At 57.7% G+C, this 23,752-nt stretch carries 30 protein-coding genes and 1 tRNA gene; 24 read left to right on the top strand and 7 right to left on the bottom strand.

The window, feature by feature from the left end; genetic code table 11:
- Positions 1-32: 32 nt before the first annotated feature.
- Both K529_RS21060 and K529_RS21055 read right to left on the bottom strand, forming a co-directional pair.
- The gene (locus K529_RS21060) at positions 33-959 is read right to left on the bottom strand and encodes a carbohydrate kinase family protein (protein WP_005613878.1); all 927 of its coding nucleotides are present in this window, start codon (positions 957-959) and stop codon (positions 33-35) included.
- Between the two features lie 181 nt (positions 960-1,140).
- Positions 1,141-2,331, bottom strand: a complete 1,191-nt coding sequence (locus tag K529_RS21055; RefSeq protein ID WP_040641623.1) for an ROK family protein — start codon at positions 2,329-2,331, stop codon at positions 1,141-1,143.
- 158 nt (positions 2,332-2,489) lie between these two features.
- Between K529_RS21055 and K529_RS21050 the strand changes: the two genes are divergently transcribed.
- From K529_RS21050 to K529_RS21025, 6 genes are all read left to right on the top strand, one after another.
- The gene (locus tag K529_RS21050; protein WP_005613881.1) at positions 2,490-3,719 is read left to right on the top strand and encodes an extracellular solute-binding protein; all 1,230 of its coding nucleotides are present in this window, start codon (positions 2,490-2,492) and stop codon (positions 3,717-3,719) included.
- Between the two features lie 84 nt (positions 3,720-3,803).
- Positions 3,804-4,688 carry a carbohydrate ABC transporter permease gene (locus K529_RS21045; protein WP_005613882.1) on the top strand — a complete coding sequence of 295 codons (885 nt, stop codon included), beginning with the start codon at positions 3,804-3,806 and terminating at the stop codon, positions 4,686-4,688.
- Positions 4,688-5,533: a carbohydrate ABC transporter permease gene (locus K529_RS21040; RefSeq protein WP_005613884.1), complete on the top strand. Its 846-nt coding sequence runs from the start codon at positions 4,688-4,690 to the stop codon at positions 5,531-5,533. The genes K529_RS21045 and K529_RS21040 overlap by 1 nt, the downstream gene beginning before the upstream one ends.
- On the top strand, positions 5,530-6,552 hold the full coding sequence (locus K529_RS21035; RefSeq protein ID WP_005613886.1) for an SIS domain-containing protein: 1,023 nt from the start codon (positions 5,530-5,532) through the stop codon (positions 6,550-6,552). Before K529_RS21040 ends, K529_RS21035 begins: the two co-directional genes overlap by 4 nt.
- On the top strand, positions 6,549-7,481 hold the full coding sequence (locus K529_RS21030) for a carbohydrate kinase family protein (RefSeq protein ID WP_040641614.1): 933 nt from the start codon (positions 6,549-6,551) through the stop codon (positions 7,479-7,481). Before K529_RS21035 ends, K529_RS21030 begins: the two co-directional genes overlap by 4 nt.
- Positions 7,478-8,560: an ABC transporter ATP-binding protein gene (locus K529_RS21025; RefSeq protein ID WP_005613888.1), complete on the top strand. Its 1,083-nt coding sequence runs from the start codon at positions 7,478-7,480 to the stop codon at positions 8,558-8,560. The genes K529_RS21030 and K529_RS21025 overlap by 4 nt, the downstream gene beginning before the upstream one ends.
- 44 nt (positions 8,561-8,604) lie before the next feature.
- On the opposite strand, the gene lipB is transcribed toward K529_RS21025, so the two are convergent.
- Entirely contained in the window at positions 8,605-9,282 is a 678-nt protein-coding gene (gene lipB / locus K529_RS21020) for a lipoyl(octanoyl) transferase LipB (RefSeq protein WP_005613890.1), read from the bottom strand.
- A gap of 123 nt (positions 9,283-9,405) precedes the next feature.
- On the opposite strand from lipB, the gene K529_RS21015 reads away from it, so the two are divergent.
- The 4 genes from K529_RS21015 (at position 9,406) to K529_RS23935 (ending at position 12,392) form a co-directional block, all read left to right on the top strand.
- Positions 9,406-11,031, top strand: coding sequence for a peptidoglycan-binding domain-containing protein (locus K529_RS21015; protein WP_046002697.1), 1,626 nt, complete (start codon positions 9,406-9,408; stop codon positions 11,029-11,031).
- A gap of 152 nt (positions 11,032-11,183) precedes the next feature.
- Positions 11,184-11,270 (top strand) — tRNA-Leu (locus K529_RS21010).
- Between the two features lie 337 nt (positions 11,271-11,607).
- Positions 11,608-12,138 carry a site-specific integrase gene (locus tag K529_RS23940; protein ID WP_227512255.1) on the top strand — a complete coding sequence of 177 codons (531 nt, stop codon included), beginning with the start codon at positions 11,608-11,610 and terminating at the stop codon, positions 12,136-12,138.
- Positions 12,072-12,392, top strand: a complete 321-nt coding sequence (locus tag K529_RS23935) for a tyrosine-type recombinase/integrase (RefSeq protein ID WP_227512254.1) — start codon at positions 12,072-12,074, stop codon at positions 12,390-12,392. Before K529_RS23940 ends, K529_RS23935 begins: the two co-directional genes overlap by 67 nt.
- On the opposite strand, the gene K529_RS21000 is transcribed toward K529_RS23935, so the two are convergent.
- The 3 genes from K529_RS21000 to K529_RS20990 all read right to left on the bottom strand — a co-directional run bounded on the left by K529_RS21000 (position 12,372) and on the right by K529_RS20990 (position 13,861).
- Complete coding sequence (locus K529_RS21000; protein WP_005639443.1) at positions 12,372-12,638, bottom strand: helix-turn-helix domain-containing protein; 267 nt, start codon at positions 12,636-12,638, stop codon at positions 12,372-12,374. The genes K529_RS23935 and K529_RS21000 overlap by 21 nt on opposite strands.
- Complete coding sequence (locus K529_RS20995) at positions 12,635-12,853, bottom strand: hypothetical protein (protein WP_005639441.1); 219 nt, start codon at positions 12,851-12,853, stop codon at positions 12,635-12,637. Before K529_RS20995 ends, K529_RS21000 begins: the two co-directional genes overlap by 4 nt.
- A gap of 276 nt (positions 12,854-13,129) precedes the next feature.
- Positions 13,130-13,861: a DUF2303 family protein gene (locus tag K529_RS20990; RefSeq protein WP_005639438.1), complete on the bottom strand. Its 732-nt coding sequence runs from the start codon at positions 13,859-13,861 to the stop codon at positions 13,130-13,132.
- Positions 13,862-13,939: 78 nt separating this feature from the next.
- On the opposite strand from K529_RS20990, the gene K529_RS20985 reads away from it, so the two are divergent.
- From K529_RS20985 to K529_RS23760, 9 genes are all read left to right on the top strand, one after another.
- Positions 13,940-14,470 (top strand): hypothetical protein, encoded by a 531-nt coding sequence (locus tag K529_RS20985; RefSeq protein WP_046002698.1) that lies wholly within the window; start codon positions 13,940-13,942, stop codon positions 14,468-14,470.
- Complete coding sequence (locus K529_RS20980) at positions 14,467-15,297, top strand: hypothetical protein (protein ID WP_228707422.1); 831 nt, start codon at positions 14,467-14,469, stop codon at positions 15,295-15,297. Before K529_RS20985 ends, K529_RS20980 begins: the two co-directional genes overlap by 4 nt.
- A protein-coding gene (locus tag K529_RS23335) for an IS5 family transposase (RefSeq protein WP_157888513.1) occupies positions 15,242-16,029 on the top strand; the annotation gives its coding sequence in 2 pieces (ribosomal slippage) (positions 15,242-15,578 and positions 15,578-16,029; 789 coding nt in all). Before K529_RS20980 ends, K529_RS23335 begins: the two co-directional genes overlap by 56 nt.
- Before the next feature lie 132 nt (positions 16,030-16,161).
- Positions 16,162-17,268: a Hint domain-containing protein gene (locus tag K529_RS20965; protein WP_005639329.1), complete on the top strand. Its 1,107-nt coding sequence runs from the start codon at positions 16,162-16,164 to the stop codon at positions 17,266-17,268.
- Between the two features lie 124 nt (positions 17,269-17,392).
- Positions 17,393-17,824, top strand: a complete 432-nt coding sequence (locus K529_RS20960) for a hypothetical protein (protein ID WP_046002308.1) — start codon at positions 17,393-17,395, stop codon at positions 17,822-17,824.
- Positions 17,825-18,263: 439 nt separating this feature from the next.
- Positions 18,264-18,863: a hypothetical protein gene (locus K529_RS23575; RefSeq protein ID WP_131664981.1), complete on the top strand. Its 600-nt coding sequence runs from the start codon at positions 18,264-18,266 to the stop codon at positions 18,861-18,863.
- 123 nt (positions 18,864-18,986) lie between these two features.
- Entirely contained in the window at positions 18,987-19,349 is a 363-nt protein-coding gene (locus K529_RS20950) for an HNH endonuclease signature motif containing protein (RefSeq protein ID WP_046002307.1), read from the top strand.
- 134 nt (positions 19,350-19,483) lie between these two features.
- Complete coding sequence (locus K529_RS20945) at positions 19,484-19,963, top strand: P27 family phage terminase small subunit (RefSeq protein ID WP_046002306.1); 480 nt, start codon at positions 19,484-19,486, stop codon at positions 19,961-19,963.
- Positions 19,964-20,184: 221 nt separating this feature from the next.
- The gene (locus K529_RS23760; RefSeq protein ID WP_005653058.1) at positions 20,185-20,388 is read left to right on the top strand and encodes a zincin-like metallopeptidase domain-containing protein; all 204 of its coding nucleotides are present in this window, start codon (positions 20,185-20,187) and stop codon (positions 20,386-20,388) included.
- Here K529_RS23760 and K529_RS24110 read toward each other — a convergent pair.
- Positions 20,349-20,762: a tyrosine-type recombinase/integrase gene (locus K529_RS24110; protein ID WP_080929590.1), complete on the bottom strand. Its 414-nt coding sequence runs from the start codon at positions 20,760-20,762 to the stop codon at positions 20,349-20,351. The genes K529_RS23760 and K529_RS24110 overlap by 40 nt on opposite strands.
- 162 nt (positions 20,763-20,924) lie before the next feature.
- On the opposite strand from K529_RS24110, the gene K529_RS20930 reads away from it, so the two are divergent.
- From K529_RS20930 to rimI, 5 genes are all read left to right on the top strand, one after another.
- Positions 20,925-21,242, top strand: coding sequence for a hypothetical protein (locus tag K529_RS20930; RefSeq protein WP_005653061.1), 318 nt, complete (start codon positions 20,925-20,927; stop codon positions 21,240-21,242).
- A gap of 328 nt (positions 21,243-21,570) precedes the next feature.
- A complete protein-coding gene (locus K529_RS20925) occupies positions 21,571-22,134 on the top strand; it encodes a NifU family protein (protein ID WP_005653064.1) in 564 nt (187 codons plus the stop codon).
- Positions 22,124-22,594, top strand: coding sequence for a GFA family protein (locus K529_RS20920; RefSeq protein WP_110590736.1), 471 nt, complete (start codon positions 22,124-22,126; stop codon positions 22,592-22,594). Before K529_RS20925 ends, K529_RS20920 begins: the two co-directional genes overlap by 11 nt.
- A 6-nt stretch (positions 22,595-22,600) precedes the next feature.
- Positions 22,601-23,248, top strand: coding sequence for a tRNA (adenosine(37)-N6)-threonylcarbamoyltransferase complex dimerization subunit type 1 TsaB (tsaB, locus tag K529_RS20915; protein ID WP_046002305.1), 648 nt, complete (start codon positions 22,601-22,603; stop codon positions 23,246-23,248).
- The gene (gene rimI / locus K529_RS20910) at positions 23,241-23,678 is read left to right on the top strand and encodes a ribosomal protein S18-alanine N-acetyltransferase (RefSeq protein ID WP_046002304.1); all 438 of its coding nucleotides are present in this window, start codon (positions 23,241-23,243) and stop codon (positions 23,676-23,678) included. The genes tsaB and rimI overlap by 8 nt, the downstream gene beginning before the upstream one ends.
- Positions 23,679-23,752 lie beyond the last annotated feature (74 nt).

The following is a 23,752-nucleotide window of genomic DNA, read 5'->3' as shown; positions in this document are numbered from 1 at the left end:
GGTGCAGGTTCAATATCACACCCTCGGCGTATTCAGAGCTCGTGCAACCATGGTGGATTGGCGCCCGCTCTGGATACTGTGATGGCTGCGACCTTCGCGCCCCAAGAAAGAGCTTGCATCAGATTGTCTGCGTCTAGATTTCGCAGCGCGCCTTTTTGCATCAGGCCAAACTCATCAAGGCGCGCCATGACACCAGCGTTGAACGTATCCCCTGCCCCGACTGTGTCGACAACCTCAGCACGTTCTGCAACGACTTCGACCTGTTCGCCACTGGCCAACAAACCTATCGCTCCTTTTTCCCCCCGCGTCACAAGCACAATCGCCGGGCCACAGGCTTGCAATGCTGCGGCCTGTTCTTGCAGGGTCGTATGCTCTGGCATGATCCACGCAAGATCCTCATCGGAGACTTTGACCATATCGGCTTGCGCCAGCATGGCTTTGAGACGCGCGCGATAACGCGCCTCATCAGGGACAAAACTCGGACGGATGTTGGGATCCATCACTACCGCCCGTTCTTGCCCGTGTCGTTCAAGGAAGCTCGCATAGGTATCGGCGCAAGGCTCACAAGCAAGGCTGATCCCCCCCAAAAACAGCGCATGGATATCTGCGCCGATCGCAGGCAGATCTTGGTCGGTGATCATCCGCCCAGCGGTATTTTCGTCATAGAACGCATATTTCGCATGGCCGTTTTGCAGTTCGACGAAAGCCAGTGTGGTCGGTCGGTCAGAACGGATCAGATATTGCGCATCCACGTTGCTGTTCCCAAGAGCATCCTGAAGTTTTCGCCCCATCAGATCGTTGGAAACACCGCTCAACAAACCCGCCTGTCGCTCCAGTCGCCCCAAGGCAATGGCGGTGTTAAAAACCGCGCCACCAACATGCGGCACAAAGGCCGCCTGCCCGCTCTGCGTCGTGCTCGGGATCATATCGATCAGTGCTTCGCCACAACAAAGGATCATGCTTGCCGTCCTGTTTAGATAGTTCAAATGGCCGCATCGGACCCTCATGTGCGGCGCATATTACCGCGCGCGCGCTGAAAGCGCTAACATTTTTCAACTTCTCTGACAAATAAACATCAACAGCATAAAATTCGCTGCATTCTCAGGCGGAAAACACATTGATTACAACCACCTAAGGGCATCACGCCTTTAAAAGCGCTGCATATTTCGGGTCAAAACTTCGACTAATCGGCTCCGCCGCAGCGCCAAGCGCCACAGTCCATGGATCGGACAAGCCGACCAACAGCCGCCGATCTCGCCCTGCCCTCAAGGCGAGGTTTATTCGCGCCACGAGGGTCTCGATCATCTCCTTGGGGGCGGTGCCACATAGAACGCAAACCTGCGGGTCCAGCGCGAGTTGCATTATATTGGTGATCCACGCCAGATACCCTGCCGATTGATCGAGCCATGCCTCCACATCCGGGCGTTTTTGTTGCAATAGCTTTTGTATCCGCGCGGTGACATCCGGTGCGGCGTGATCCAATCCAAACTCCGCACAAAATCCGCCCAATGAGACAACGCGTTCCAGAATATCCGGGGTCAGTTTGCCCGGATTCAATCCAACACTGCCGATCTCTCCGGCATTGCAGCGGGTCCCATCATAGAGTTCGCCATTGATGATAAGGCCAGCGCCCAGACCGTATCCCAGATAGATGCAGACAGCATTTTGCTTGCCATGTGCCTGACCTGTCAGTTTTTCCGCCATGGCAGCGGCGGCGGCGTCGTTTTGCAGGTTCACCGCCAGCCCCGTGGCCTCCTCAAGGCGCGCCACCAGCGGGAAATTCTGCCAAAAGGCCATCGTGTATTCTTGATTTGAAAAATCACTCTGCGGCCCAAATGGACCGGGCATCGCTACCCCCATGCCAACAATACGTTCGCCTGCCTCGGGGTGACGCCCTTCCAGTTCACGCCGGGTGCGCTGGATAAGCTGTACGAGCTCCACCAGCCCTGCCTCCGGCGCGCTGGTCGACACCGGCACATCGTTGCGCGCCACCACCTCGCCGACCAGATTGACAATAACGCAGCGCGCCACATGCCTGTCGATCTGAAGACCCACCGAAAACGCCCCCAGTGGGGCCAACGCATAGGGGATCGCGGGCTTGCCGCGCCCCTCCATCACCGCATCCTGCGCAAGCACGAGCCCCTCGCGCTCCAGATCTTCAATGATGTTGGAGAGAGTCTGTTTCGCCAGTTTGGTCGCCCGTGCCAGCGCGGCGCGTGACAGCGCACCATTTACACGGATCGCATCGATCACAACACGGCGGTTATGAACCCCTGCTGCGCCCGAAGACGTTCCAAACATTGCATTAATTTTGGGTGCGGATTGCTTCATCAAAAACATATTGACAGGTGGTGGCTCTGTCTGCAAGCATTTAGTCCACCACTTGGACTTAATGCCGGACAGGTCCAGCATCACCCCTGATGCAGTGGGAACAACAAGACCGGCGGCGGCGGGTGTACCCGTCGCCAGACCCCAACAGGAGTGAGCTGATGAAACTTAAACTGCATGCGGCCCTGATGGCCGCGACCGCGCTTTGCGGCACCACCGCAATGGCCGAGACAACGTTGAATGCGCTCTTTATGGCCCAAGCCGCCTATAGCGAAGATGACATCCGCGCGATGACCGCGAGCTATGAGGCCGCAAATCCCGATGTGAAGATCAACATTGAGTTTGTCCCCTACGAGGGTCTTCACGACAAAACCGTGCTCGCACAAGGCGCCGGTGGTGGCTACGACGTTGTCCTGTTCGACGTGATCTGGCCTGCCGAATATTCTCAGAACAACATTTTGCTCGATGTCAGCGACAAAATCACCGACGACATGAAGGCTGGCATCCTGCCGGGTGCATGGACCACGGTGGATTACGGCGGCAAAAGCTATGGCATGCCGTGGATTTTGGACACCAAATATCTGTTTTATAACAAAGCCATGCTAAAGCAGGCCGGAATTGACTCACCGCCGACCACTTGGGCGGAGCTGCAAGAAGACGCCCAGAAAATCAAAGACGCAGGCCTCGTCGAGCACCCGATTGTCTGGAGCTGGGCACAGGCCGAAGCCGCCATCTGTGATTACACCACTCTTCTGAGTGCTTATGGTGGCGACTTCCTGAAAGACGGCGCGCCGGAATTCCAGAGCGGCGGTGGCCTTGATGCGCTTGAGTATATGGTCGACAGCTACAAATCCGGCCTGACCAATCCAAACTCCAAAGAGTTCCTTGAGGAAGACGTGCGCAATGTGTTCCAGAACGGCGATGCGGCCTTCGCGCTGAACTGGACCTATATGTACAACCTCGCCAACACCTCTGAGGAGAGCAAGGTCGCGGGCAATGTTGGCGTCGTGCCTGCACCGGGTGTGGATGGCACCTCTTCGGTCTCTGCGGTCAATGGCTCGATGGGGCTTGGCATTCCGACCACCTCGCAACACCCCGATGAGGCGTGGGACTATATCGTCCACATGACGTCGCAACCCGTGCAGGACACCTACGCCAAGCTGAGCCTGCCAATCTGGAAAAGCTCTTATGAGGATCCGGCGATCACCTCCGGCCAAGAAGAGCTGATCACCGCCGCCAGCAAGAGCCTCTCTGCCATGTATCCCCGCCCCATGACGCCTCGCTATCAGGAGATGTCGATGGCGCTGCAACAAGGCATTCAAGAAGCCCTCCTTGGCATGGCGTCCCCCAAAGACGCATTGCAAGGCGCAGCTGACAACAGCGGCCTCTGACCACGCAGATCGCAGGGCGCAATCGCGCGCCCTGCCCTCGTCTTTTGACGCGCTTTCCACTCTCTTCCCACACAGGCTGATTTTATGTTTTCAGAACGCATATCGCCGCGTGCCCTATTGTTGATGCTGCCTCTCGTGTTGGTGATGATCGCGGTTGTTGGCTGGCCGCTGATCGATACCGTCCGTTTGTCACTCACCGATGCCAGACTGGCTGGCACCAGCGGCGCGTTCATTGGCACCGACAACTTCACCAAGATGCTATCGGGTCGCAATTTCCAATCCGCGTTCTGGACCACGATGCAATTCACAGTCTGGTCCGTCTCGATAGAACTCGTTCTCGGGGTTCTCGTTGCCTTGCTGCTGAACCAGCGTTTCTTTGGCCGTACCGCATTGCGCGCCCTGCTGATTTTGCCCTGGGCGTTGCCCACAGTCGTCAACGCGACCCTTTGGCGTTTGATATACAATCCCGAATACGGCGCGCTCAACGCGATGCTGACCCAGATCGGCTTGCTTGATGCCTATAGATCGTGGCTGGGCCAACCGGGCAGTGCGATGACAGCTCTGATCGTTGCCGATGTCTGGAAGAACTTTCCCCTCGTGGCGCTGATTGCCCTTGCCGCGTTGCAAGCGGTGCCCAAAGACATTCGCGCAGCCGCGATTTCCGACGGGGCCAATGCGTGGAAACGCTTTCGCTTTGTCATCATGCCCTATCTGATCGGTCCTTTGATGGTCGCTTTGGTGCTGCGCACGATCGAGGCGTTCAAAGTATTCGATCTGATCTGGATCATGACACGCGGTGGCCCCGCCAATTCCACCCGCAGCCTGTCTATCCTTGTGTATCAAGAAGGCTTTGCGTTTCAACGCGTCGGATCTGGTGCCTCGCTCGCGCTCATTATCACCCTGATTATCACCGTACTGGCCGTGGCGTACCTGATGATCATGCGCCGCTTTGCCGGGGAGGCCCGCTGATGGAACATCAATCCCGTTGGTTCAGCTTGTTCATCCATCTGATGGCGCTGCTGGTTGCGCTGGTCATTCTGGCACCACTTGCATGGTTGTTTGTGATGAGCATTTCCTCAAATGCCGATCTCTCGGCAAAACCCTTGCAGTGGTGGCCAAACGAGGTTGATCTGTCACGCTACAAAACGCTGCTGTCGCAAACCGACAATAGCGCAGGCCAAGCCTTTGTCGCGTCGCTTTTCAACAGCATCAAAGTTGCGGGCATGGCAACCATCGCGGCGATCTTGGTTGCTGTTCCGGCAGGCTGGGCTTTGTCGCGCACACCACAACTTGGCTGGGTTCTGGGGGGCATTATCGCAACCTACATGCTGCCACCCGTCGCCCTGTCGATCCCGCTCTATTTCATTCTCGCCAAATTCGGCCTCTTGAACAACGTCTTCGGGCTGGGGCTTGTGTATCTCAGTATCCTTGCGCCCTTTGTCACATGGCTGCTGAAATCCGGCTTTGATCCGATCCCCCGAGATCTGGAACGCGCCGCTGCCATTGATGGCGCGCGTCTGGATCAGATGCTCCGGATCGTGATCCTGCCTCTCGCCATGCCGGTGATCGGAACCGCGACCATCTTTGCCTATCTGCTGGCCTGGGACGAATTCTTCTATGCCTTGCTGTTCACCTCCAATCAGGAGGCCAAAACCCTCACCGTCGCCATTGCCGATCTCGCCGGTGGGCGGGTCTCGGACTACGGGCTGATCGCAACGGCCGGGGTGATCGCAGCCCTGCCGCCGGTGCTTATCGGAATTCTCATGCAACGATCCCTGATCTCGGGGCTTACCAACGGAGGTGTCAAAGGATGACCACCCTACTTGAACCCCAAAACGACTTTATCGCATCCATCTATGACGAAATGGCGCGCCAGATGGGCGACAGCCGCGACAGCATCTTGCAAGCAAACGAGACCGCCGCCGAAATCGCGGCCACCATCCGCCAGAATGGACGCCTGATCCTGTTGGGCATGGGCGGATCACATGCAGTAGGCCGCGCCGTCGCACCCTGCTATCGTGCACTCGGTATCCAAGCCGTGGCCCTGCCGCTGTCCGAACAACTGGATTGTCCCCTGCCACTTGAGGGCTGGACCGCGATGGTGACCTCTCAATCGGGCGAAAGTGCAGAAGTCCTGCGCTGGTTCGCCGAAGAGCGCGCGCCTCGCGACAGCTTTGGCCTGACGATGGAACAAACCTCTTCGCTCGCGAACCTCGTGCCCTGCCTGATCGGTGCTGGCGGCTCAGAGATCCCCTTTGCCGCGACCCGCTCGCTCACCGTGACGCTGGCCTTGCATGCGGCAGTCCTGCAGCATCTTGGCGCGGATCTTTCGCCTGTTTTCGCCACGCTGCAACAGTCCACCACCTCGGACCTCACTCAGGCCGTCGAGCATTTTACGAACGTAAAGGCAATTGTCACATCGGGGCGACATCAGCAGGGCGTCGCCGAGGCAATCGCGCTTGGGCTGACGGAACTGTCGCGCCTGCCGTGTTTCAGTCTGGAAAGCGGCCAACTGCGCCATGGCCCGGTAGAGATGCTGAACAGCGAAATGGGCGTCGTCATGTTCCGCGCAGATGACCCATCGAGTGCCTATGTCACAAGCCTTGCAGAATTTACCCTGCGCGAGAGCGACGCACCGTTGATCCTGTTTGACGCCTCTGACCTGCCAGCCGTTGAGGGCGCATTGACAGTGCGATGCCCAAAATCAGAGGGGCTTGCGGCCTCCTTCGTCCTCCTGTCAGCCGCGCAAAGGTTCATGGTCGACTTCTCCGCCTCCCGCGTTGCGGACGTCGGCACACCTCTGCGGTGCTCCAAAGTGACAAAGGTTGAATGACAATGACGCGACCCCTTGCAACGGTCGGCAATGTAAATGTCGACCTGATCCTTGGCCCCGTTGCCCCGTGGCCTACTCCCGGAACCGAGGTCATCTGCGCCGAGGATGATCTGCGTGTCGGGGGTGCAGCGGGTAACGCTGCCCTTGCATGGCAGGCCATGGATCTTCCCTTCCAATGCGCCGCCAATACCGGCGATGACCATTTTGGCGACTGGCTGCGTCAGGGTCTCGGCGCGACCGCGCTTGGATGGAGCAAAGCCCGCAGCGCCACCACACTTTCGGTGGGGATCACGCACCCGGATGCAGAGCGGACTTTTTACACAACGGTGGGCCATCTGGCGCAACTGGACTGGCCGCAGGTGGAGGCGCAACTGGACTGGAGTGCGCTGTCGGGGGGGACGCTTCTTTTGTGCGGCTGCTTTCTGACGGATCGCCTGACCGGCCATTATGATGCGCTCTTTCGCAAGGCAAAGGAGGCCAACGTCAAAGTGGCGCTGGACACCGGCTGGCCGCTTCACGGCTGGACACCGGACATCAGACGCAGTGTCGAAGGATGGATCTCGCATAGCAATATCGTGCTGCTGAACGAGATTGAGGCCATCAACCTGACGCAAACTCAAGAGGCCACCGCCGCGCTCTCTGCGCTCTCTCGTCGTTTGCCACAGGATGGGATCGCCGTCATCAAACGCGGCCCCCACGGGGCAATTGCTATGCAAAACCGCGCGACCTACAGCGCCGCCGCACCAAAAGTCGCCGTTAAAGACACCATCGGCGCGGGGGATGTGTTCAATGCTGCGTTCCTTGCAGCACTTGCACGGGGCTTTGACATCAAAGCCGCGTTGAATTCCGCGGTTCGCGTGGCCTCGACTGCGATCTCGACCCATCCGCGCACCTATTCTGAAACCACCCCGCAGGAGGTCCCGGCATGAGCACTCTTGAACTTCGCGAAATCCACAAATCCTACGGCAGTTTCAAAACGCTGAAAGGCATCAATCTTGATTTGGAAAGCGGCGAGTTTCTGGTGCTGCTTGGCGCGTCGGGCTGCGGAAAATCAACCCTGCTCAGCCTGATCTCCGGCCTGTCAGATCCCACATCGGGCGAAATGACCCTCAACGGTAAAACGCTCAATGGCGTGCATCCAAAAGATCGCGATATCGCGATGGTGTTTCAATCCTACGCGCTTTATCCAAACCTTTCTGTTGCGCGCAATATCGGGTTTGGTCTGGAAATGCGCGGCGTGGACCGCTCTTCCCGCGAGGCTGCCGTGCTGGATGCGGCCAAGGTCTTGCAGGTGGATCATCTGCTGGACCGCAAACCGGCCGATCTGTCTGGCGGGCAACGCCAGCGGGTTGCGATTGGCCGGGCGCTGGTGCGCAAACCTCAGTTGTTCCTGTTTGACGAGCCACTGTCGAACCTTGATGCCAAACTACGCATGGAAATGCGCAGCGAACTGAAGCGCCTGCATCAGATGCTCGGGGTGACGGTTGTGTACGTGACCCACGATCAGATCGAAGCCATGACATTGGCCTCCCGGATCGCCGTTATGCGGGAAGGCTGCATCGAACAGCTCGGCACCCCGGCAGAGATCTACAACCGCCCCGCTTCGCGTTTTGTGGCAGAGTTCATGGGCTCACCCCCCATCAATATCCTCGACACCCACCAATTGCCCGACGGGTTGGAAATTGCACAAGGGGCCTCGTTTCTGAGTGGCCTGTCCGCGTCGCAACCTGTTGTGCTGGGGGTGCGGCCAGAAGCGTTAAAACCAACCCCTTTTGAGGGCGCGCTTCAATGGCAGGGTGTTGTGGACCTGATTGAGCTCACCGGCCCCGAACAGATCGTGAGCGTGATGCTCAACGACACGCGCGTGACCGCGACCCTCCCGGCGGACCTGACGCTCACTATAGGACAGGAGATCACGCTCTTTGTGGACCCAAATCGCCTGTTGTTCTTTGATGCACAGGACGGTCAGCGGATAGACCTCTGCGCGCGCCAAACCGCCGTCGCCTGACGCATCACACCACGCGCCTTTGCTGAAACCGCAAGGCGCGTGGTTTAGCCGACCTCACAGGTTGGTGCGGCATCGTCAGCGAATGCGACCTCGAATGTGCGCCGCAACGCGACATCCACATCGGCCAGCGTCACCGGCAGCCCAAGATCCACAAGGCTGGTGGTGCCGTGCTCGCTGATCCCGCAGGGCACAATACCACCGAAATGGGACAAGTCCGGCTCGACGTTGATTGAAATCCCGTGAAAGCTGACCCATTTGCGCAGCCGGATGCCGATCGCTGCGATCTTGTCTTCGGCCACGGCGCCACTCGGGGTCAGGGGCTTTTCTGGTCGCTCGACCCAGACCCCGACGCGCCCGTCGCGGATATGGCCGGTGACGTTGAACTCTTCGAGGGCCAAGATGACCCAGCGCTCCAGCTGACGCACAAAACAGCGCACATCCTTGCCGCGCTCTGCCACGTTGAGCATCACATAGATCACACGCTGTCCGGGACCGTGGTAGGTGTACTGTCCGCCCCGTTTGGTCACATGCACCGGAAAGCGATCAGGGTCGGTCAGGTCCTCAGGCCGCGCCGAGGTCCCAGCGGTATAAAGCGGCGGATGTTCCAGCAACCAGATGCATTCCTCAGCATCGCCGCGCGCGATGGCCTCGGCCCGCTCTTCCATGAAACGGGTCGCCTCTTCATAGGACACCAGACTGTCAGAGGTGATCCATTCAACCATGCCACCTGCTCCTCGTTTATCTTTTCTTCGTCTTCCCAGCAGACCCGACTCGCAAAGTATCGACTCTGTGGTATTCTGATTCTCACATAATTTCTGTTCGGGTTCAGTGCGAGGTATTATTCCATGTCTTCAAGTTTCATTCGAGCCATTACGGCCGCATCACTGCTTACGACCACCGCCGCCGCGCCGGCCGTGGCTGACAATTTGGGGGCGGCATTGGTTGGTGGCCTGATTGGCGGCGTCATTGTGAACGAGGCCAACAAGAACAAAAGGCGCACAGTCGTGCGGTCATCCGGCGTCAGCAGTGCGACGCGCGCGCACAACCGTGAAACACAGACCGCGTTGAATTACTTCGGTTTTCAGGCAGGCACGCCCGATGGTGTCTTTGGCCGTCGCTCCCGCGAGGCGTCGCGGCAATATCAAATGCACATGGGGTTCCCGCAAACGGGCAACCTGACCCAATATGAACGTGACTTCCTCGTCACCTCTTACAACCGTGCATTGACCGGTGGCCCGCAGGTCGTCAAGGCAATGCAGAGCCCACAAGGCGTTCGGACGGTTCTGAAGACATGGCATGGGGCACCCGCAGGTGGCTCAGGCGGCTATGGCTATGCGGGCCTGCCGATTGAGGTCTCAAACGCCGTGGACGAAATCGCCGCGGCGGGCGACCCGACGGGCGAGCAGCTTTTGCAACGCACCGGCTTTATGCAGTTGGCGGACCTCAACAAAGATGGCCGCAACGACTACATGATCGACACTTCCGCCGCTGGCATTCCCTACTGGTGCAACAGTGGTGGCGCGTCCTGTACCGTCATGGTGTTTGCATCCACGCCCCAAGGCTATGAACGCAACGATTTCACCGCGGGTAACATAACCACCGCTGATTTCACCTGTACCCGTGGCGAATGCGACCGCATCGAAGCGCAAACAACGACCCTCGCCGCAGCGCCCGTGCCGCAGCCCGTCGCCCCAGCAGCCCCCGCGCCGCAAACAGGCACAGTTCTTGCGTCCGGTGGGGCTCAGGGCGGCCTTGGCGGCATTCAGCTTTTTGAAACGGCCTCAGCACCTGCCGCCTCACTCACCAGCCACTGCAGCAAGGTCAGCCTGCTGACCAGCTCCAACGGCGGATACATGACCGTATCCAGCATCACCGACCCCGAACTGGCACTGGGCGAACAATTCTGCCTTGCCCGTTCTTACGCGATCAATCGTGGCGAAACTCTTGTTGCTGGTCTGCAAGGTGCCACCTCGGCCCAGGTCGACAGCCAATGCGATCAGTTTGGCCCCGCCCTCAAACCCTATGTGGCGCAACTGGCCGCTGGCGAGAGCACGGCTGTGATCGCCAGCATGCAAAAATTCATCCTGCAGTCCAACATGTCGGTCGAGCAACTGAAGAACACCGCTCAGATCTGCCTGTTTTCAGGCTATCGCCGCGACAATATGGACGTCGCGCTTGGCGCGAGCCTCTTGTTGGTGGGCCTTGGGCAGCAACCCTACGCCGAACTCATCGGTCATCATATGGCACTCGGTTTTGGCGCGACAGAAGACACCGGTCGCGCTCAGGGCTGGTATCAAACCGCAATCGCCGCACTTGAGGGCGGGGCGGAGCCTGTCTTCGCGCCCGGCCAGCCCGAGCGGGTCGCGTTGGTAAAGGCAGCCTCAACCGGCCTTACGCAACCCGGCCTGCCGCAACCAGTGCAGGCATCCGGCGGTACCGCAGCCCTTCCGACCTTTGGTGGAAGCAACTAAAGTCGGCTTATTATCAAGAGATTAGCGAACGCCCTGATGTCCTGCATCAGGGCGTTTTTCATTTCAGAGAGAAAACTCAAGAAATTTGCGTTTTCCCTCTTCACATCCCTGAGGCCCTGTTCTATACGCCCTCTCACCAAGTCACAGACAGTGCGGTCGTGGCGGAATTGGTAGACGCGCAGCGTTGAGGTCGCTGTGGGGTAACACCCGTGGAAGTTCGAGTCTTCTCGACCGCACCATTTGCTTTCCAAGCAAACACCCTAATGTCATGTGATATATAGACATGTCACAGATTTGGGCGAAGCAGGGGTAGCGAACTTACCGTGAACAATCCTGTGATTTTGACAATCCATTACGATGAAATTACGATAACTGAGCTATACACAGCTTAGGAAATCGCACTTGGCTACGTTCAAGAACCTTGAGACAGGGCGCTGGCAGGCTCAGGTCGCCCATTAGGGTGTTCGCAAGGCCAAAAGCTTCAAGACAAAGCGCGAGGCGCAAGATTGGGCCAACCGGCAGGAATTCCTCATCACAGAAGGCGAAACCGGCGGCTCCGGCCAGCTGCTCAGAGAGTTGTTTAGCCGATACGCTAGAGAGGTCTCGCCAAAGAAGCGTGGTGCAAGGTGGGAGATTATCCGCCTTGAGCGCTTATCGAAAGACAAAATCAGCGAGATTCGGCTTTCCGACTTAGCCCCTTCTGATTTTGCAGATTGGCGAGATCGGCGACTGAGCGAAGTGGCTCCGGCCAGCGTAAACCGCGAAATGGTGCTTATGTCTGCGGTGCTGACACAAGCGCGCAGGGAATGGGGATTGATTTCATCAAATCCCATGACAGACGTTAGCAAGCCACCACCTCGCGACCGTCGCGTGTCTCAAGATGACATAGATAAACTGGTTGTCGCGGCTGGAGCGGATCTGACCAAGATTCGTGCGCGGGCGGTTCACGCTTTTCTATTCGCCATTGAAACTGCAATGAGGTCTGGTGAAATCATCAGCCTGACCAATCAGACCGTTGACCGTGAAAAACGTGCGCGACCTTGCCAAAGACCAAAAATGGCACGTCTCGCAAGGTTCCACTCTCAAATGCTGCGCCCTCGCTTCTGAGTGAGCTTCCCGAAACTGAGGGAGCGCTGTTTGGCCTCACAAGCCAACAGATCGATGCGAATTTCATAGCAGCCCGTGACAAAGCAGAAATTGAGAATCTTACGTTTCACGACAGCCGCCATGAGGCGATAACCCGGCTAGCCAAAAAGCTGGATGTTCTCTCTCTGGCACGAATGGTCGGGCACAGAGATATACGGATGCTCCAAGTGTACTACAACGAAACGCCGGAAGAATTAGCCCGCCGTCTCGACTAAGCTGGCATATGTAATCAGCTTCTTGTGACCGTCTCGGCGCACTTCAAGGCGACCACTATCACAGTAGCGGTGCACCGTTTTCTCAGTGCATTTGAGGATTTTCGCGGCCTCTTTGACGGTCACAAATTCGGGCTGCGCATCTTTGCTTTGCGCTTCAACGATCCGGCGCAAGTCGGATAGTTCTCGCATCAGCGGAGCGGTGGCTTCCTGAACCGCAGCTCTTATTTCGGCTTGAAGAGCGCTCATTGATGTTTCCTCAATTCTGCATTGAGCGATAGGATCTGCTCTGCCTGTTCGGTGGATTTCCGGGCAACGTCTTCAAGCTGCATCGCAAGCCTATCGCGCTCGGTCACCAGTGCCCGCATGCGCAGGGCATCCTGATGGTGGGTGCTCATGGCGCACTGCTCGATATGTTCCGCGCGCGCCAAAATCGCAGCTGTGCTAATGTCGATCTGGGTCATAAGTTCTCACGAGGGGTAGTTGGGTTGTTCCGGGTCGCTACCGCAATGCGGGCATATTCCTGGCCTTGTGATAGGATTGGTGAAACCACCCTCATCTCGCTGCGGTTCTCGCTGCGGATAGAAACGACCACAAGCAGCGCAGGCATGGTGACCAAAGTCCGCTACTGTCGTGCGTCGGTATGTTCCGTTTAGTCTGCGTAGGCGCGCCATATCGGTTTCCAAGATTCGGGTTTCCATCGATGCCCCCTTGCCTTGGCAAAGGGACAGAAAAAGAAATCAGTTCTCTGGCGAACCCATGAAGGTGGGTAGTTCGGTTTCCTCGATCGCCTGATCTACGGCTTCCTTGAAAGCCGCTTCGAACACCTTTTCCGGGTTGTAGATCGAAAGGATGAACTTCACCGATGCCCCGGACTTGCGGTAACGGAAGCGCACTGCCATGCGATAAGGCGCGCCCCCTTGGAAGACGGGAATGGCAATAATGATCAAGTTGGGGAGATTCAGCTTTTCGCCGTTCTCGTCCTTGTGTTCGTTCAAGAATTTAACTTCCGCCTCGCCCGTGTCGCGGTTGGTCACCACCTTCAAGTCACTGGTTTCAAAAACCTGAAACTTACGTGACATCGCCAGTAGTTGCGCGAGCTGACCAAAGCGGCCTTCGATCTGGCGCGCGGTCTCGACAAGGCGGTTTTCCCACGGCTGGTTGTTGTCGTGCTGCTCGCCTTTCAGAACCGCAGGCGTGGGGTCCATGATATCTTTGGCCTGCGCCTCGATGAACTCCCCCATGTCGTCTTTATCGAGGCCCTGCCCCGATACTTTCATCCATGCCTTCCATTCCTCAGACAGCGGGAAGTCATAAACGGCGCGATGGTGACAATGGCGGGCGGTAGGGTCACCCTCAACAGAGGTCACATCAATCGGCCCGCTCTCGTGATAGTCCGCAATGCAGGTCAGCGCGGGCGCGGTAAGGTCAGTCTCAGACTGTCCTGCACGACAGAGATAGAGACATAACAAAACAGAAGGCCAGTTGCCGGACACATCGGCGTTGGCGACTAGGGATAACTCGGATTTGCTGAGGAAAGAGGTGCAGGAATGGATGCGAAAGAACAGGCTGCCAGTGAGGCGCGAGTGCAGGATTCGTTGATCACGCCGCTGGAGGCGTTGGGGCTGGCGCGGCCCTCAACGCTGACCAAGGCGCAGTTTGCGGTGATGCTGGGCGATTGGGTTGAGGCACACCCCGGCGGCAAAGATAAGGATCGGTTTCCGATTGGGCTGAAGATCCTGAACAAGGCGCGCGAAATCCAACCTCCGGAGAGCGGGCCGTCGCCGCTGATGCTCAAAGTTTTCGGGCATGCGCTAGGGCAAGAGGCGATGGCCGGGGGCTGGGCGCCTGAGCTGCTGCGCTATCTGCGTGGCGCGCGGGAATGGCCGGGGCGCTACACCGTCACCCAGATCCGCAATGAGGCCGATGGGGCTGTGCGGCGGATGGCGGATATTGAAATGCGCGCTGGCCGTGGGGATCGGTTGTCTCTAGAGGATGAGAGCTTTCGCGCCCGCCGGTCTGAAGCGCTGCAGAAATGCCGTGAGATTGCAGACCAGGCGCAGCGGGGTGCAGCAGCATGAGCGAGCATGTTGTGATCGTCGCACCCGATGGCGTGGCAGATCTGACCCCGGTGGCAAAGTTCATGGCAGCGCGCCAGCTCCGCCTGCAGGCGGAGGCGGATCGCATACAGGCAGTGAAAGCGCGGGGCTATGTGCCCGAGGTCTGCGGTGATGCGATCCCTGAGGCACCGGCGCGGGGTGCCATTCGTGTTTTCCAGCCGATGAGCCTGTTTCCTGACGGCAAAGACGACTGGGTCGCCCGCCCCTCGGGCTATCGTGGTCGGTCGGCCATGCAGCGCGCAGATGTGTTCGACGTGATGGCGGCCAAGGCGGCCAGCAACGGTAAGCCCGCGCCCTTCACCCGCGCGCAGGTGGCGGCGGGGCGGTATTATCGGGATCTGGTGGAGCGTCACGCCTGCGCCGGTGTCCGGTGTTCGTCTGTCGAGGCCATCCGCAGTGGAGGTGGTGGCAATGGCAGCTTCATCGACGCGGTGCTGCGCGATCGCGAAGCAATCGAGCGGATCCGCAGGCGTATCGGCACTGGCACTGCCATGGCCGTGCGCAAGATCCACCCGTCCAAGCGGGGATCGCGCGTGAACATCACGGATCGGCGGCTGGTGGATATGGTGTGCCTGGAGGACAAGCCGATCAGCGCGGTGCTGCGCGCGCATGGGTGGATCACAAGCGGCCATTTTACCAAAACCTTATGCTCTGCGCTGAAAGACGTCCTAGGACATGTTGACAAAAGGGATTCACACTGGGGCTTCGACGTGATTCAAGCTGGTATCTGCTATGGAGATCAGCTTGCCCCGAAACCTGATGAGCGACGACGAGTGGTCGCTGTTTGAATACTTCATTCTTGCGATCCGAGCCCGGAATGGGCGCAAGCCTACCAACCATCGCCTTGTACTGGATGGGATATTCTGGATTGCACGCACCGGATCACCTTGGCGAGATTTGCCCGAAGAGTTTGGCAAATGGTCCAGTGTTTACCGCCAATTCCGGCGCTGGACGTTGGCTGGGCTGTGGGAGGACATACTCGAAGCCTTGAACCAAAGCGGGGCCGTTCCAAACGCTCTCCAAATGATCGACAGCACTGTTATTCGCACGCATCATCAAGCAGCGGGCGCAAAAGGGGGACTCCGAGACAGGGTTTTGGCCGTTCAAGAGGTGGCTTCACGACCAAGATCCACCTCCGCGTCAACGCGCACGGGTTGCCCATGAGAACAGACATCACACCGGGGCAAACTTCGGACTACCTTGGTTTTGATCTCGTCATGTCTGATAATCTGCCTGAGCCGAAAGTGCTACTGGCAGATCGGGGCTATGATGCTGATCGCATTCGGAAAAACATGAATGAACGTGATATCCTGACCCAAATTCCGATGCGAAAGACCCGCAAGATGCGCGTCGGCGTGGATCATGGGCTGTATCGATTGAGAAACCTGGTCGAACGGTGTTTCAATAAGCTCAAGAACGCCCGCCGCGTTGCTACCCGGTATGACAAAACTGCAGAAAGTTACCTCGGGTTCATCGACATCACATCCATCCGGCTCTGGGTGCGCCATTTGTCAACATGACCTAAGCCGAATGTAGCCAACATTTGAAAGCTTGGGCCTTTTGGTGGCAATGATAAGGATTTAACTTATGTTTAAGAAAGTTGGAAAACTTGCTGCCGACTCACGGCTGCCTAGCACGCGAATGCAATCGATATGGCGATTTATTATAACTACAGTCAGACGATCTTTGGCACTCAGAGCTCCGTGAATGGGTCTGCCTTCAATTATAACTTTGCGCCGCCTTCAGGGTCGACATGGAGCTACACTGGCAGCCTCACCTCTCATGTCGTGCGTGAAGAAGACGACAACGCCATCAATTACAACGGCGATCCGACGAATGAAACAGTCTCGCCAGGACAGAGGGTGGGGCAGTCTGGGCAACAGACAACCAATATTGGCGGTGTAGAACGGCACGCCATCTTGGATTACGTGTTCGAGGTCAGTGACGGAACGAACACCTACCAAATCGGTGTTGTTGATGTGGACCTGAACAATGACACCGATCTCGATGATACGGGTGAGGACGGGTATTACCTCGTCTTTGTTGGCGATGTGCCTCCACCGGATACTCCCCTCAGCTACCGTGGCATCTCCAGCAACAGCGATGCCTATTCGCATGCGAGTGTCGGTGGGGTGTTGGTGTGTTTTGCGTCGGGAACGATGATTGACACCAGCAATGGCCAGAAGGCAGTTGAGCACCTGCATCTTGGTGATCTGGTGGAAACCCGCGATGCAGGGCTGCAGGCGATCCGTTGGATCGGATCTCGCAAAGTGAGCGCTGAAGCTCTGGCTGTGGATCCCAAGCTGTACCCGATACGGATCAAGGCTGGTACACTAGGCAATAACACCCCGACCCGGGATCTGCTTGTCTCACCTCAACATCGGGTGCTCGTCCGGTCCAAAATCGCTCAACGTATGTTTGGGACTAATGAAGTTCTTGCTGGAGCCAAACAGCTTCTGGAAGCCGAGGGCATTGAAGTCGCCACGGATGTTAGTGAGATCGAGTATTTTCACTTCACCTTTGATGCGCATCAGATTGTCACCTCAAATGGTGCTCAGACTGAATCACTCTACCTCGGCCCAATGGCGATCAGGGGCATCAGTGCTGAGGCACGCAAGGAGCTATTTTCCATCTTTCCCGAATTGCGCGCGCGCGCGGGTCATCGCCCCCAGAATGGAGCGCGCATGCTGCTGAATGGTCGACAGGCTCGCTCACTCGCTGCACGTCATGTAAAGAACAGTAAGGCATTGGTTCAGTAGTTTGTCTAATGGCTTCTAGTGCGCATAGCGTCCAATGCTCAGTAATCTTAGTTGCAGAACTCTGAACGTTTCAAACGTTAAATCGCATATAGTTGCATTGTCAATCTCACGACGAGAGGATCCCATGAACATTGATCGTCTGTCGACGCTTGCCGATTGGCTAGAAGACGGCGCCCCTGGTGTGGCATTCAATATGTTCACGTTCCGCTACACCATAGGCACTGTTCTAGGACCTGAAGGCGATCCCTGTGACGCACCGATGATTAAGCGGCAAGTCGCTGCAAAAGGGTTGAGCCTTTCTGACATTTGTTGCGGCTTGGATGGTGCGACTGTGCAGCTATTTTTACCTGAGTATCCCGTGTATCAGTCGCAGAACCATCAACAACTTCAAGATCTTGCGCTCAATTTGCTTGGCCTCCCTCGGATGCATAAGGGGCCGAGGTGGGATTGCGGGCATGATCTCTTTGACCCAAGTCATGCGCCACCAGATTGCAGCCCTGAGCAGGCCGCAAAAGCGGTGCGCCGGTTGATCGCAGGACAAGACCCATGGCTCTAATACCGCACTAAGGGCCTAACTAGTGCCTGAGATCCACCATTGACACATGAATGGTGTTCTTGCTTGCTTCTCACACATACACGCATGGATTTTGGAATGTGTAGGAGCACTGTATGAAATTTTTGCAAATTGGAATGGCGGTAGCCTCTTGCCTGAGCCTGACACCTGGCGCCGTGTCAGCCCTCGAATACAATCAAAGTGTTGTCACCGTGGCCATGTGGCAAAACAGCTCTGGCTACTGGTTTGCGTGTGGGCCAACTCAATGCTTGGCGTCAGGATATGATGATCCGGAAAAAGCGTTTGAGCTTGTCACTGGGCGAAATGACGGTTCGTATGCCCATATTGGAGACTATGGGCGTTGCCGAGTGTTTCAAGCTCAACGAGAAACGGAAAGCTACGAGAACTCAGCACGGAGAGCTATCGATAGGGCAAAGTGCTGATGAAACAAACTATCTATTCGGTGATCTCTTCGTCCGTTGTCTATACAGCATCTTTATTTCTACCGGCCATGTCTCATGCCGATGACGGGCCAAGTTTTAGTGAAACTGTCGATTGGATCACATCCAAGTTCACAGAATATTATGATGGCGGGTGTCGCAGTGAAGATCAAGAGTACTGCACTCTCAGTTGGTCTGTGGAGTTCACTGAATGCCATATGACTTATGACCTAATCGTATACATGTACGGACTACCTTCACATGTTTTTCATAAGTATTATGAAATGCCTTATGCCTCTCTCAAAGAAGTTACGTTCGACAGTTTTCTTCCGATCGAGGGCAGAAAAAGATTGGTGTTCAAAACAGAAGGAGACGAAATTCGAACGCGGTCCGGAGAGCGTGATTGCTCGGGTGAGAGGGCAGCAACCTGTTTTGGCGTAAAGGTTCCTAAGCCGGATATGCGGACTGGCTTTTCCTATTTGGAAATTGGAGCAGCTGGGTTTTATCACAAAGAGCCAGACTTGGCTCCTCGCATGACTCGAGCGTTTCAGCATCTTGCAAAACTCACCTCCAATCGTTGTGAACAAGAAGAACCCTTCTAGCTAGCGGCCCTCTTCCCAGATCGCCCCTTGATGCTGATGTCACTGGCATATCAGTAAATGTGCATCATCACTGATTGCGCCCACGGGAAACCGTCGGGCGCTTTTTCGTTCCGGGGGTATGGTATGATGGCACGGAGCGCGTATCACCATTTGTACAATCTGTCGGCGTGGCGGCGTCGGCTGCGGCCTGAGCATCTGGCGCGGGAGCCGCTGTGCCGGGCGTGTCTGCGTCGGGGGATCGTGAACGATGGTTCACTGACCGCCTCGGGATCTCGACAGGGTAACCCAAAGCGCTGCCGCCTGGTGGTGGATCATGTGATCCCGCATCGGGGTAATCCGGCGCTGTTTCTGGATCCGGACAATCTGCAGACGCTGTGCCCGGATGATCATGATCAGAACAAACAACGGCTGGAGGCGCGCGGGTTCTCGGAAGAGCGCGGCGCGGATGGCTGGCCGGTGGATCCACAGCACCCGGCCAACCGCTGACGCAGCGGAGCGAATACCCCGGGGGGAGGGTTCGAAGGAATTCCGGAAGCACTGGCAACCGGAGGGGGAGCCTTTGTCTGTGCAAAGTGGAAATTGAATAGAAAAAGCCACATGAACAAGGAGTTGATCGGAAGATGCGAGGGCGCAGACCGGCAGAGGAAAAAGTGGTGGCCCTCGCGGAAGAGGGTGCGCCGCTTCACAATCTGGAAGAGCGGGCGCGGCTGCGCCTAGAGGAGATCCGGCCCGAGGGGCTGACCGGCGAGCTGCGCTGGACCTTTGACCGGCTGGCGCTGCCGCTGTGTCACCCGACCGTGGATCGGTTGAAGCCCAGCAATGTGATGATGTTCAAACAGCTCTGCAAAGCGGTGCTGCGGTTTGAACGTCTGGAGCTGGAACTGGAAGAGACCGGCGAGACCTATGAGAGCGAGACGCGCAACGGGGTGCAGATCAAAGCGCGGCCCGAGGTGGCGCACCTCAATGAGACCTTCCGCCAGATCCGCGGGCTGGCCAATGACTTTGGCATGACGCCTGCAGCGGAGCGGGGCCTCTCGGGCGCGGGCCAGATGGGGTTTAACTTCGCCGATCCCAATGGGCCCGAGAGGTATCTGACGTGAGCGCAGAGCACGTGCGGGTCTCGGCCAGCGAGGATCCGGTGACAGCCTGGGCGCAAGCGGTTGAGGCGGGTGAGGTTGTGGCCGGGCCATATGTGCGGGCGGCGGCAGATCGGCATTTGCGCGATCTCGTTGAGGGGCCCAAATCTGATTGTCTATCCCAACACCATCACCAAGACCGAGGAGCAGGACGACGGCAGCGAGGAAGAGCGTTTATCCCTTTCATGAAGGGTTACACCGTGTTCAACGTCGAGCAGATCGACGGCTTGCCAAATCATTACTACATCAAGCCCGAGCCGGTGATTGATCCAGCTGAACGCATCACGCATGCAGATGCATTATTTGCCGCCACTGGAGCCGACATCCGCCATGGCGGGGATTCTGAGCACTATGCAGGCGATAGCGACCATGTAGATGCCCATCTTTGAAAGCTTCGAAGCCCACTAAGCCACCTTGGCGCATGGCGCAAGACATGTGGTGTGACGCGCTTCAGCCTGAACGTCGAATTGATCGAGGCGGCTGTGGCCGCATGTTTCCGCACAATTCGCTCAACCGCATCTCTGCTGAGCGGCCTGCCAAGGATGGTTGCAAACAAGGGATCGCTAGGCTCAGGCCGGCACTGCGTAAGCCATGCTTTCAATGCATCCCGGCTGTCTGCGCGAAGCGGCGTTGCGCGTTTCTTTCGGCCCTTGCCCATGCATCTGAGCTGCGCCCCGGTGCCGAGCTCGACGTCACCCACGCGCAGGCCGATCGCCTGTGATACGCCTAACCCATCTATAGCATTGTGAGAAACAACACCCAATCACGCCGCCCAAACCAGGTCGACTGGTCGGTTGCCTTCAGTAAGGCTTCCACTTCGTCACGGCCAGAAAGTCCACGACGCGTATTTCGTGCCGTTTGGGCCGCCTCGCGCGCAAACGGAGGCGGTGTTACCTAGATAATGCCCCAGCGGAGATAGATCTGGATGCTGAAAGCCGCGACCGCTCCACAAGACCTGGAGGCCCAACTGCGCGAAATCCTAAGTGGATTGCCCCTGCAGGACGTGAACAAAACCCTGAGAACAGCGGATGCGCATGAACTGATGCTGGTGGATATGCGCTCAAGTGGCCTTCCCGCAGGAACCGATCTTGGAGGGCTACACGCCGGAGATCGAGTGGCATTGGTGACATTTGGCCTCCGCAGGCGGACCTGGCAGCCAAATCTGCGCACCCAGCTCTTAATTCACTTTGACAACACAGAGAGTGTCACCGGGGTTGAGGCGCTAAAACGCTTGGCAAAATAAGCCATTCCTTAGATGTCGCCACATCTGAGCAGCTTCTGTGTGCCTTGCGCAATAGCACTGCCCGCCCAAACGGGTTATAATCGAGCAAGACCACACCCGCGCGCCGTGCTGATGATCAGGACAATCACCACCCCACGACGCGTCAGGCAGCATGTTTCACCCTTGACAAGTCTTGCGCAAACTTATGCTCTCTTGAGCGCGCTCATTTGTTTTCTCAGGTATCATCAGCCCTTGCAATTTGCGCCGCAGCCTCTAATTTAGAACCATTCCAAAACGAAACAGGCCCCGGACATTCCTGAGTGCCGGGTCAACCTGACGGAGAGCCGAGATGTTTATCCAGACCGAATCCACGCCGAACCCGGCGACCCTGAAATTCCTGCCCGGCCAGACCGTTCTGGATGCAGGCACCGCCGACTTCCCCTCCGCAGAGGCCGCATCAAAATCGCCGCTGGCGCAGCGCATCTTTGCTGTGAGCGGTGTAACTGGCGTTTTCTTTGGCAATGATTTTGTCACCGTGACCAAAGATGACTCGGTCGAATGGGACCACATCAAACCCGCCGTTCTGGGCGCGGTAATGGAGCATTACCAGTCCGGCCAGCCTGTGATCGACGAAGGTCAGCAACAAGCCTCCGGCCACGCAGAACACACCGGTGAAGATGGCGAAATCGTCAGTCAGATCAAAGAGCTGCTGGACAGCCGCGTGCGCCCTGCGGTGGCACAAGATGGCGGCGACATCACCTTCCACGGCTTTGACCGCGGCGTTGTTTACCTGCACATGCAGGGCGCCTGCGCGGGCTGCCCGTCTTCGACCCTGACGCTCAAGATGGGGATTGAGAACCTCTTGCGCCATTACATCCCCGAAGTGACCGAGGTCCGCCCGGTTGCCGTCTGAGGCAACCCCGGCTGAAACACCCCAAGCGCCCTACTCGGCGCGCTGTTACTGTGGCGGGACGCGGCTCTTGTTTCGTGCCCCGCCAACGACTTCTTCTTACTGCCACTGCGTTGATTGCAGACGCTGGACCGGAGCGCCGCTTGCGGCTTTTGCGGCCTTTTACGACGATGCAATCGCAACGCCCTTGCCCGCCCAAAAGGCCACCTGTGTCAATCCTGGTGTCTGGCGCTGGAACTGCACGGATTGCGGCTCACCATTGGCGGCACGGTTCGACTACCTGCCCGGCCAGACCTATATTCCCCTCGGTATTCTAGATCAGGCGCAGGCGACAGAACTCGCGCCGCGTTTGCACAGCCATGCAGACAGCGCCCTGCCGTGGCTCCATGTGGCGGATGACTTGCCACGGGCCGGCAGCTCTGCCAGAGACCGGTTGAACGCAGCCACAGACGACAGAGATTAATTCGAGATGCCAACCGACGCCCCCCTGATCCTGGGTTTTGACACCTCATCGGCCCATTGCGCGGCGGCGTTGTTGCGCGGCGACAGCGTACTGGCGCAGCGCCGCGAGGAAATGGCCAAGGGTCAGGCGGAACGCTTGATACCATTGCTCGAGGAACTCCTGACCGACGGCGGCGTGACATGGGCGGATCTGGACGCCATCGCGGTTGGCATAGGCCCCGGCAATTTCACCGGCATCCGCATTTCAGTCTCTGCCGCACGCGGCCTTGCGCTGGGACTTGATGTGCCCGCCATCGGCGTCTCCAGCCTTGAGGCGCAAGCCTTTGGGCAAGAAAAACCGGTGATCTCCAGCCTCGATGCACGCCGCGACCACCTGTATCTGCAAATTGACGCTGAGCACCCCGGCCTGTTCACCACAGACAACCTGCCGCCACTGGCGACCGGTGCCCGTTGCATTGGCCACCGCGCGCATGAGATTGCCGCGCGATGTGGTGGCACGGTGGCGATGGCACGCTACCCGATGGCGGAGGCCATTGCCCGTGTTGCGGCCACCCGCTTAGCACAATCGGATTTGCCCGCACCGGCACCGCTTTATCTGCGCGAGGCCGATGCCGCCCCCTCGCGCGAACAGCCGCCTGCCCTGCTCGATGACTGATCCGATCCTGCCGCACGCCACCCCAGAAGCGCTCGCTGCCACGCATAAGGCGGCCTTTGCCCAGTCCCGACCGTGGTCCGCGCAGGAATTTGCAGAGCTTCTGGCCGACCGTTTCACCGCTCTGACCGGCGATGCCCGCGCCTTTGCAGTTGTGCGCGAAATCGCAGGTGAGGCCGAATTGCTCACCATTGCCACCCACCCGGCACATCAGCGGCAAGGCCTTGGCCTCAAGATCATGCAACAATGGATGCATGACGCGGCGGCGCGCGGGGCAGAGGAGGCTTTTCTTGAGGTCGCACAAGACAATACCGCCGCACAGGCGCTATACTCAGCCTGCGGATTCGGCCTTGTTGGGATTCGAAAGGCCTATTATCCGCGACCACAGGCTGCAGCGGCGGATGCCATGCTTATGAAACGGAGCCTTCCTTAACGGAAGTGCATATTTTTAGACCGGATGGTCAAAAAAATGTTGACCCCGGGCATGCGCAACAGGCTAAATCGCTC

Origin of the sequence: Tritonibacter mobilis F1926 (genome assembly GCF_000376545.2) — a bacterium.
GTDB lineage: Bacteria > Pseudomonadota > Alphaproteobacteria > Rhodobacterales > Rhodobacteraceae > Epibacterium > Epibacterium mobile.
This window is presented reverse-complemented; position numbering and strand designations above follow the sequence as displayed.